Annotated in this window: 1 pseudogene; it reads left to right on the forward strand. The window is 50.6% G+C overall.

The annotated features are described in order from the left end of the window. Positions 1-407 (forward strand): annotated as a pseudogene (locus tag HMPREF2551_RS09460) (exosporium protein); the annotation flags it as partial.

Here is a 407-nt window from a genome sequence, read left to right on the forward strand (position 1 = left end):
GTGCAACTGGTGCTAAAGGCGATACCGGCGAAAAAGGTGAAGACGGCACCAGCATCACAGGTGAAGTTGTAGATAATGGTGATGGTACCCATACAATCACTATTACTGATCTGGGTACCGGTTCAGTCACTACTACCATCGTTAAAGACGGTAAAAACGGTAAAGACGGTGCTACTGGTGCTAAAGGTGACACCGGTGCAACTGGTGCTAAAGGCGATACTGGTGCAGATGGTAAGAACGCTGAAGCCGACGTTAAAGACAACGGCGACGGTACTCACACTGTAACCATCAAAGACGGTAACGGTAACACCACTACTACCATCGTTAAAGACGGTGCAACCGGTGCCAAAGGCGATACCGGCGCAACTGGTGCAACCGGTGCAGATGGTAAGAACGCTGAAGCCGAC

The sequence above is a fragment of the Neisseria sp. HMSC066H01 genome, assembly GCF_001837375.1.
Classification (GTDB): Bacteria; Pseudomonadota; Gammaproteobacteria; order Burkholderiales; family Neisseriaceae; genus Neisseria.